This window comes from Pseudomonas sp. PDM03, from assembly GCF_014852385.1.
Lineage (GTDB): Bacteria > Pseudomonadota > Gammaproteobacteria > Pseudomonadales > Pseudomonadaceae > Aquipseudomonas > Aquipseudomonas migulae.
In genome coordinates this window covers 141,947-152,531 of sequence record NZ_JACVBM010000018.1, presented here as the reverse complement: position 1 = coordinate 152,531, position 10,585 = coordinate 141,947, and the positions used below count along the sequence as shown (strand labels likewise).

Genomic DNA, 10,585 nt, shown 5'->3' with positions numbered 1-10,585 from the left:
CCAATATCCAGGCCGAGCAAGTCCAGGATGTCCATGAGAGGTCTCCTCAAGTAAGTGAGAACCCCGGTAAGTTTAGATTTAGCGGGGTTCCCGTACTGGGCTGACCATCTCATTAGGGTGGCAGCTGCACGCAGGTTAGCAGACCGGGAAACTCAGCAATCCGGCGCGCCCGAGGGCGCCCTGCGTACAGCTACCATCAAGTACAGGTAATGAAATACCTGCAGACAGATGCACGCACAGCCAAGTTATCGCGAGCTGCTAAACCCGACCACTGATGGGCAGTGGCAGGGAAACAATAGAGTTCAGGGTCAAGGCGCACAAGCCGGCGGATTCTGGCGTACCCGTAGGCAACGGCGCAAGGTCTTGTAGCTTTCAGGACGTAACACTGAGCACTTTTAAACAAGCATCATTTCACGACCAAATGGAAGAACGAGATAACGCACAAAACCCACGTCGTTTTTTGAGTTTGAATGATCCACCTACGGCGCAGCCCCTCATATACCACTCAGCCAACGCAACTAACCACTAGAAGAGACTTGTTTCATCCAGCCCTCCCTAAGTCCAACCAAAAATATTCATAACATTAGAATACGTCAAGAATGGTATAGATAGCGACAGGTGAAACAACCCATACTGTACATCTAACTAAACGTAAAAATCCAAGTCTCCTGAACGACTTGCATTCGAAAAAAGCTCCACATCCAACTGACTATGAATACTAGAAATGTCAGCAAACAATATTTTGCACTCAACGTCATTCTCCACAAAGGAGAAACCTTCTACACATACATCTAACCGTCCACATTGCAGGTTAGTCTAAAATAGGACTTGCCCCTCTTTAGCAGCCTCATAAACTCCCCCCCTACCTAAACCCTCTATACTTTTCATCCTTTTTAAAAGAGATCATCGAATCTTTATTACCCCCCTTTAAAAACTCCTTCAACCCATCCCTAGCTGCTAAAAATCTAAAAGAAAAAACTTTGATTTATATTATTAACGCGGCCAGTTCCTAGCAAAGACCCTTCCGGAGATGCATAGCGACCTTTTAAAGTAACTATTCCTGCGCCTTGGGACTGAGCGTAATTTCATCCCCTATCATTTCAGCATAATCAAAATATGCCTCAGGACATGTCGCCTGCCCCCTTCACCTCTCAAAAATGTGGTCTGCCCCCCGTTATCTCTACCTTTTTCAGGTGCCTGAATACTGACAAAGCCATATTTCGCGGCAATACGTCCCTCCCAAGTATCCTACAGCCAATTAACCTCTATGCTGCATGACCCTCCTCTTGGATCTTTTTGAGATGTAATCCCCCCCCATAAAAATTCATAAGACACCATGACCTCATTCTTTTTCTGCGGTTCACCAAGCAGGTTCCTTAATAAATCGTCGTGTTTTTTCTTGAGGTCTTCGAGGTCAAACCCACCTTCATTAGCCAATGCGAAACCGAAAATTTTCAGATAATCGTTCAAAAAGTTAAAAGTCACATTAACTTCACACCCAAAAACAAAATGATTCCAACTGGACCGGAGAACCCAACCATTACCAAAGTCAACCTCATCATTAAACCTCAGCCCTTGACCAATGAGGGCAAGCACCGACAAACCCTGCTTAATCGAGATGCATTTGTCGAGACAAATACATCCATTTTTGAGATCTTGTAATTCTGTCATAGAGCTACCTCTTAAATGGAATTGAATATATGGGCACCAAGACATTCTCAAAATTTGGAATAAACATTTGTTCAACCCCACCAACTCCGAACTTCGGATTTGCCAGAGCGCTTCCAACTCCCGCTTTCACATCGCTACTAACCTTATAAATAGTCACACCACTTCGATATTTAGGGTAATTAATATTAGCTATATTTGGCATAATTTGCAGCCCTTCATAATACCCAACCGCGGTACCACCAGTGCTTTCAAACCCTTTAATCGTTGTATAATACGGAGACTGTCCCGGAGCGGCCCCAACAACTAACGTCCCTTCACGAATTGTAGTATCTATATACTTATCCACTCCAAAGTAAGGAGCACTCCCTTGCCAACTAGAAGCTATTTCCGAGGGAGATTTTGGCAATGGACCAATAAAACCCCATTCAGTTGACGCACTCCCCAGCTTCCCAATCCGCCCTGCTGGTAAAAAATTAATTGCCATTTCCGCATCATATTTAGCTCGAACCGCCGCGCTAGCAGAAGTGTCGCCCTGCAACTGATACAGATAGGACAGTATTTCTACGTCATTCTTGTTATCACGGTAGCTGTTGAACAGCCTATCGGGGCTTGCCATCGAGAACAATAGACCGTTGGCGACCTGACTCATCGTGTCCGCGGGCTGGTTAAAAAGGCTACCGCCCAGCGCCCAGAAATTGGAGGCAGCTCCCGCAGCGGCATCCCAATACCCTTTCGGCAACCCTGTGATTGAACCGGCAAGGAAACCGCCGATACCGTCACGGAAATTCAGATTTTTGTTATAAAAATCCTGGTTACGATAGTCCTCAGTTGTCGGAAAGAAATTGAAGTTTGGATTCAGATACTCGCCGTTAAGACGGTTATTCGCATACGCCTCTGGATGAGTAACGGCGTAATTTTGAAGCAGACGAACGGTTTCTTCTGGCGTGTAGCTCTTTTTGTCTCCGGGCACGGGAAAACCGTTGACCGTTGCAATGACATCATAACTATCCGCCAACGGCGCTAATGCAGCGCCTAAATGCTTGAGGGTGATGTCATCGGGTACCGACGATTTGGAGTCAATGACCTTACGCCAGCCGGCATCGGTGTAGTACACCAACGCTCTGGCCAATCGTTTCTCAGCCTCGGCTTCTGTGATACCAGCGTCCTTGGCCAATGCTTCCGCTTGCGCCTTAATCCACTGAATTTCTATAGGGTGTATCTGACGGTTGTACCGCTCAACATTGGAAGCAATTGCAGCACCGCTCATCTGCGCAATCGAACCACCACCTCCGGCTGCCGCCCCCAATCCTGCGGCGATCAAAGTGCCAAACGCATCTCGGCTTGCCAGTCCAATGTCGTAACTTTTCAGCACCTTGTCCAACGCAGGCATAATTGCCGCCGACGCGCCCGCGCTCAGGGCTCCATTCGCGACCGTGCCACTGGACAAGCCTTGTACTGCGCCCGCCAAGCTGTGCAACAAGACACGTGCTGAGCCACCTTCGACCCATGCCGCTTGTAGGTTTTTGTCTTCTCTGTGTATCGCATCCGCTAATTGTTGATCGGCATAGTCGCCTATCTTTTTGTAGGTATCTGCCGCCGTGGTATTAGCGACCAAACCTACCGCCGTCGCCCCCCCCACACTCCCCATGCCTGCCGCAATCAAGCCCGCAGCGATGTCCGCCATAAAGCGTTTATCGCCTCCCACACCCCAGCTATCGTAATCATCACGCGCGGCATCGCGCTCCTTTTCGGTCGGCGCCGAATTGGCTTTGTCCAACGCCGCTTGCTGCTGGGCGTTGGCCATTTTGTCGATGATGTTTTGCGCGAGCTTAACCGTGCTCTGGACAAGTTCTATGCGCTCCTGCATGGCTTTTTCATCAGGCTTGTCCAGCGCCTGATTGGCGTTTGCGGTATCGCGATTCAATCCAACCAGATCATTCGCACCTTCAGCGTTGCGCACGATGATGGTGCCTTCGCTGACCGCGCTGCGGGTGCTGCTGTGCTCCGAATCTTTCAGTGACAGCGGAACACTACCGCCCAGGCTCGAACCGGCATAGCTGCCATAGGACACCGTAAGGCCTGCCGATTGGGCGCTTATCTCGCTGGTGTTTTTGATGTCGCTGACGATCAAGCGATCGGTACTGAGCAGGTTCTTGTCTGCCGAGGCCTCACTGGCAATCACCGCACCTTGGAGGGCGGTGTTTTTACCGACGGTGATGTCGTAACCGCCCTTGCCGGCGAACAAACCGCTCTGGTCTGTCACAGCCTTGTAGTCGCTGTTCATGTTGCTCGCAGCGAGGTTTACAGACGCCGCTACCGTTGAGCCATAACAGAAGGGTGGAATACAAATACTGGCGCCGAAACCGGCACTGCCTTGTTTGTTTTTCTGGCTCTCGGTGTCCTGGCGCGAGGTAATGTTGAGGTTGCCGTCAACTAACGCTTTTATGCTGTCGGCACGGACTTGCGCGCCAGCCAGGGTGGTGTCCTGCCCGCTGTGCAGTGAAAGAGTGCCGGTCTCCAGCGTGGTGTTGACTTGGGTGACCGAGCTGCCGGTGCCCATGCTCTTGGCGATGGAAGCGCCCAGGTCGAGGGTAAATCCATTCTGCTCACCCAGGTTGAAGCTGGCACCGATGGCGGTTTTGTTGTTGCTGTTGTTGTTAGCCCAGTCGGCGGTGTTCTGTGCGCTCTCCAGAATGATGTTGTCTTTCGCCAGCAATACGGTATCGGCGGCCTTCAAGCTGCTGCCTATAACATGAATATCACCTGCCGTTCCCGGCACGCCGCCATCGGCGATGATCAACAAGCTTTTGCCAGCATTGATCGTGCTTTGCTTGGCAGTCCGACTGGCGTACTCGCTGGTGCTTTTGCTGTGGGTGTTTGCCAGTTCGGTACCGATCTTGATCAGAGATCCGTTACTGGCACTCCCCTGTTTGTTTGCATAGTCCGAACCCGCATTTTCGGTATCACCGGCCATGCTTCCCAGATCGTTGAGCGCCATTACCGCCTGAGCCAGCTTCACCGCTTTGAGTCGCGGATCGTCTGCGCTGTTGGCCGCTTTTACTGAACTGCGAATCGTATTGACCGTATCGAGGACCATGCCGCCTATGACCCGGCCTACCGCCAAACTGCTCGACTTGTCGGTACTGCTCTGACTCGCGCTTTCCATGCCGGCAGCGATGGTCACCTTGGACCCGATCAGGCTCATGTTCTTGGTGCTGATGAGGTCGCTGGCAATCACGCTCAATTCGCGACCACTGGTGAGGCTGACATTGCCCTCGCTGGAGCCGATGGTGCTCCCCGTCAGCGTGGTTTGCGCAGACTTACCGGTGTGATTCTGACTGCTGACCGACAGGTGCTGGTTGCCGGTAATGTCATCGACGCCGAGCTTATTGCCCGTCAGTACACCGGTCAGATCGCGATTCTTTTCCTTATGGCGTTCATCACGGGTAAAGGTGTTTTCTGCTGCATTGATTGTCAGGTCGCGCCCGGCGTGTACGGTCAGATCCTGGGTACTGACCAGGGATGAGCCGGTAATTATGGCGTCGCGCTTGGCGGCAACATCCACGGTATTACCCGAGATCATGCTGCCGACAGCATTGGTTTGCGTCTCGGAAACCTGATCCTTGACCTTGCTCGACTTAAAACCGCCCCAACTGCTTTTGCTTGAGCTGCTTTCATGACGCATGCTGGTTGAATCAGTGGCAGCCACAATCTTCACATCATTGCCGGCAACCAGGCTGACGCCACTTTTCTCGGAGATGACATTGCTGCCTTCGACCAGCAGGTTGTTGCCGGCGAGTAACACGGTTTTGCCCTGAGCCGTCACCGAACTCCCGACGCTGGTCGTGCTGAAAATCTCTTCAAGCAGGCTCTTTTTGCTCGACGAGGTTTTCTTGGTCTGGTTGAAGAAGCGGTAGTCTTCGTCCTGTGCTGCCCTAATCAGCAAATCCTTCCCGGCGGCCAGATAGGCCTCATTCCCGGCACTCAAGTTACTGGCCAACAGCGTTACATCCCCTGCGGCTTTGACCGACAGATTCCCCCCCGCACTAAACTCGCTGGCCACCTGACGAGTCTGGTCATCGATCTCATGAACCTTTTTGTTGCCCTTCTTGTAGCGGCTCTCAAGGTTGTGTTCGTCCTCGGCCGAGATCAGGTTGATGTCGCCGTCGGCGCTGGCGTTCAAGTCCTTTCCGGCACTGGCCTTGCTGGCGACGGCGTTGAGGTCGCGGCCGGCGTGCAGGGTCAGGTTGCCCGCGGCGGTTACGCTGGAGCCCAACTGGGTGAGGGTTTCTTCGGTGCGCAGGCCGCGACGCAGGGCGTCGCGGGTGACGGTGCGGTCTTCCACTGCGAGCAGGTTGATGTCGTTGCCGGCGGTCAACGTGGCATCGCCGCCGCTGCTGATCTGGCCTTTGCTGGTCAGGTTGTTCGCGGCGTTGATGGTCAGTTTTGAACCGGCGCTGATGCTGCTGCCGGCATCGAGTTGCGTGGCGCTGCCGGCGCCGATGTTGAATGTCGTGGCGGTACGGTCGTTGACGATGTCGCCTTTGAGGCTGGTGAGGTTGACCTTGTCGGCGCGGATTTCCCCGGCCATGGCGTTGCGGATGCTGTCTTGCGCCAGCAGGGTCAGGTTGGCGTTGGCCTGTGCCAGGCCGCCCTGCAAGATGCTGCCGCCGCTCAAGGCGCTGAGGTCTTCACTGGCGCGCAATGTCCCGACGTTTTTCAGATCGCCGCCGGTGATTATCTCTACGTTGCGCCCTTGAATCAGGCTGCCGCCGCGCAGATTTCGCGAGTCGACTTTGGCCAGGTACAGCACCGGCACCAGCACGGTTTCGCCGTTGATGACCCGTTCTTCCATCCAGACGATGTCGTGGGTCAGGGCGGCCACCTGCTGCGAGGTCAGCATGACGCCGACGCTCAGGTTCAGGGCGTTTTTGCTGCTGATGGCGTTGTCCATCAGGTACTGGAATTGCTCGTAGTCGCTGCTCAGGCCATCGGCGAGGAAGCGCTGGCCGGTCTGGGCGCGCACGGCGTCGGCAATCAGTCGGGTTTCGTAGCGGCCGTCGCCCAGTCGGCGCGCGGCCTGGTCGGGGTCGTAGCCCAGCTTGCCGATCAAGTAGTCCGAGCTCATGAACTTCGAGAGGTCGACGAACGAGGGGTTGGTTTCGATCAGGTATTTGTTGGCCGGGTTGCGGCTCTGGGTGAACAGGCCGTAACTGCCTTGAGGCAGGCGGAAACTCGGGAGCGAGGTCGGGTCGATGCCGACGAAGGCTGCGCCGGTAAAATCGACCGGGACAAAGCTGACTTTTACGCTGCCGTCGACAGCGACGGTTTCAATGCGTTTGACGTCCTTCAACGGGCCCGGGCTGCCCACCGGGCTGGCGAGAATTATTTGCTGGCCACCGGCGCCAAAGGCCTGGCTGTCGAGGGTGGCGCCGATGAGTTGGGCGTTCCCCTGGTTGGTGAGGCTGCCGTTGACCAGCTCACCGCTGACGTTCAGTTTCAGCGCCCCACCGGCCTGCACGGTGCCGACATGGGTCGTGTTGTTGCCGGGCATGATGGTGTTGGTGATGTTCTCGATCGGGTATTTCGTCACCTCGATCGGAATCGGCGCCTGACTGGCGAGTGGCTGCCCGGCGTAGCTGTCGTTCCAGGCGTTGGTCGCGGCCTCGGTGACCCGGTAAGCACTCTTGCTGACGCCGTCGAGGAAGTAGTTGATGTTCTCTTCGCGATTGTCGAGGGTGAAGCCACGGTTATAAAAGTTGCTGGCCGTGATGGTCGTGTGGCGGTTGGCGGCCAGCAGGCTCTGGCCGTTGGTGACGGTGACCGCGTCTAGCAGCAGGTCCTGGTTAGCCAGCAGTCGCGACGCCGGGGAGTCCTTGAGAATGCTGCCTTCGTAAAGGGTGCGGACGATGTAATAGCCGGAGTGAGTACCGCCGCTGCAATCGGTGCAGTTGATCACGATGCGGCGGCTGGCGATGCTTTGGGTGGCTTCGAATTCGGCCTTTTCGTTGATCAGCTCGCGCACCTTGATGTCGATGTCACTGCCGCTTTCGATGCTGCCGGAGCGGTTGATCAACAGGCTGGCCTTGCCGCCATCACGGGCCGCGAAGCTGAGTTTTCCTTTGCTGTAGAAATCGGCGTAGCGGTTGAGCAGGCTGTCGGCGCGCAAGGTCATGTCGGCGCCGCTGAAGATCAGGCTGTCCGCCCGGTTGTTGATGTCTCGGTTAGCGCTGAGGGTGAGTAGCTGTTGGGCGCCAAGGGTGCCGCCGTTGTCGATGCGGTCGGCGACGACGCTCAGATTGGCGCTGGAGGTCAACCGGCCGAGGTTGTCGAGCGTGCCGCTCAGGGCCAGTTCGCCGTTACCGGCACTGGCGATTCGGCCGCCGTTCTGGGTCACGTTGGCCGCTTTGATTTTCAACGCCTGCTGGGTCGAAATCAGCCCTTGGTTCGTCAGGTTGCCGGACAGCTTGAGGGTGAGGTCGCCGTCGCTGAGCAACTCGCCGGCATTGCTCAGGCTGACCGCATCCAGGCTCAGGCTGCTGGCGCTGGCAATGCGGTCACCGGCTTGCAGGGCGATGCTTTGCAGGCCGCTGATATCCAGCGCACCGTTGACATGCCAAAGGCCGATACCGTCGACGTTCGTGATGTTCCAGTCGCCACTGCCGAGACCGACCAAGCGGCCCTGGGCGCTGAACAGGCGGGCGGAGTTCACGCTGAACTGACCGGTGGCCGCGTGTTCGATCTGCCCGGCGCCGTTGCGCAAGGTGCCGGCCTGCAGGACGAAGTTGTCGCTGCCGATGGCGATGTGTCCGCCACGGTTATCCAGTTCGTTTTGCAGGGCGATTCGACTCAAATCACCGAAGTGCGCAAGCAGTCGCCCCCCGGCACTGTTGTCCAGGCTCTGCCCATCGAGCTGCACTTTCTGGCTGGCTTCGATCAAGCCACCCTGGTTGATCAGACGATCCACCGTCAATTGCAGGTTGCCTGCCAGGCTGACAAGGCTGCCGCCACTGTTATCGACGTCACCCGCGGTCAGGCTGACGCTGCTCGCGCTGAGGGTGCCCGACTGGTTGTCCAGACGGCCCTGACCCAAATCGAGTTCAGCGTGGCTGCCACCGGCGGTGATGTTGCCTTGTTGGTTCTGTAGCCCTTTGGCTTTCAGTTTCAAGCCGTCGCTGCCCGCGAGCAGTTGGCCGCTGTCACGGTTATCAACGGCGGTTTTGGCGTCGACCTCCAGACGGTTGCCAAGCACTTGCCCGGCGCGGTTGTCCAGATTGCCTGACGTGGTGGTCACTGCCACTTTTTTCCCGACTACGACACCTGCGCGGTTGTCGACGCTGCCGGCCTTGAGTGCAACATCACCATCGGTGGCTTGCAGCCGTCCCTGCTGGTTGTTGACGGCTTGATCCACCGTCACGGTCAGCGCGCCGCTGTCCGCCACGACGCGGCCCTGCTGGCTGTTGTCGAGGTGGGTGGCGGTAACGGTGACCGCCTTGCCGAGCATCGCACCGTTCTGGTTGATGACCGTTGCGCCGCTGACCACCAGATCAGTCTTTGCCTGAAGGGTGCCTTCGGTGTTGTCGAGCCGTCCGCCGACCGTCACTTTTGCGAGCGCCGCGTTCGCGCTCATCAGCCCCTTGCGATTATCGAAGTCTTTTTCGACGTTGGCGGTGAGCTTGCGCGCAGCAATGACCTGGCCCGCGTTGCGCAGGTTTTTGGCGTCGATCTGCACGTCGCCCGTCAGGTTGTGGGTGTTGTCGGCATTGATCCCGGCTTCGATGATGCCGAGGTTGGTCAGTTGGCCGTTACTGGCCAGCATCACGTTGCCGCCTGCAGCGATGCTCTTCTGATTGAACAGGTCTTCACTGGCCGTGACGTTCAGGTTGCCGCCGGCGTACAGCGGGCCATCCGCTTGCACACTTTGCGCCTTGACCGTGAGCGCGCCGCTGGCGCCGGTGGTCGCCAGTGTCAGCTTGCCATTGACGTCGAGGTTGAGATCACCGGCACTGGTCGCCATCTCCCCGCCGAGCTTGACGCCCACGCCCCGCTCGGTGCCCACCAGTTTGATCGCACCGGCGTACATGCCGCCGAGCGCGCTGCTGTCGATTGCCAGCATTGGCGCTGTGGAACCATCCGGCGCCAGGGCCTTGGCCGACAGGCTGGTGGCGTCAACGTTGTTGCGCCCGGTAATGACGTTGAGTTTTTTTGCGTAGAGGTTGGCGTTGATCGTCGCCGAGCGGGTGATGAGGTCGAACTGATCGATGTTGCTCGCGTTGAGCCCGGCACCTTCGATGGCAATGCTGCCTTGATCGACCTGGAAGTGATCGACGCGACCCGCGCCATCAAGCACCGGTTTGCCGGTGGTCAAGGTCACGCGCGGGGTGTTGATGAAACCGCAGCCGTTGCAGGTGATGCCATAGGGGTTGGCGACAATGACGTGTGCCGACTGCCCCGCCACTTCGGTGTAACCGCGCAACTGGCTGGGGCTGCCGCCGATGACTTCGTTGAGGATCGTCTGCGCCGAACCGCTGTTTTTCAGGTTCGGGTTACCGATGATGATGCCGCCCAGTTGCGAGAGCGAAGTCTGCGCCGAGCCGTTGTTGAGGATCAGCCCCTGGGCGCTGACGTTGTAATCGTAAAACTGGTTATGCGACAGGCCGCTGCCATTCGGTGTGGCGATGTTGACGAGTTGCACGCCGTTGCCGGCATTGTCCAGCGTAGTACCCGGTGTAGCGACCACAATGCCGTCGGCCTGTGCCCACATCGGTTGCCAGAACATGACGTTGGCCAGCAGGAACGCCAATCCGCGCTTGGGCATGCCCCAGAAGTGCTCGCGGGGTTTCACCACGGCAGAAGACTGGCGAGCGAGGAAAGCGTACTGGCGAACGTCCATGTGGAAGGTCTCGATGCAGCG

Annotated in this window: 2 protein-coding genes; both read right to left on the bottom strand. The window is 56.6% G+C overall.

Translation table 11 applies throughout. From position 1 onward, the window contains the following. Positions 1-1,248 precede the first annotated feature (1,248 nt). A complete protein-coding gene (locus tag IB254_RS22695; protein WP_192419534.1) occupies positions 1,249-1,671 on the bottom strand; it encodes a hypothetical protein in 423 nt (140 codons plus the stop codon). Between the two features lie 4 nt (positions 1,672-1,675). Continuing rightward, positions 1,676-10,564, bottom strand: coding sequence for a hemagglutinin repeat-containing protein (locus tag IB254_RS22690; protein ID WP_192419533.1), 8,889 nt, complete (start codon positions 10,562-10,564; stop codon positions 1,676-1,678). Between the last annotated feature and the right edge of the window lie 21 nt (positions 10,565-10,585).

Excerpts from the sequence above, each read along its gene's own strand:
- IB254_RS22690 (WP_192419533.1), bottom strand. The coding sequence starts at position 10,564 with ATGGACGTTCGCCAGTACGCTTTCCTCGCTCGCCAGTCTTCTGCCGTG.
- IB254_RS22695 (WP_192419534.1), bottom strand. The coding sequence starts at position 1,671 with ATGACAGAATTACAAGATCTCAAAAATGGATGTATTTGTCTCGACAAA.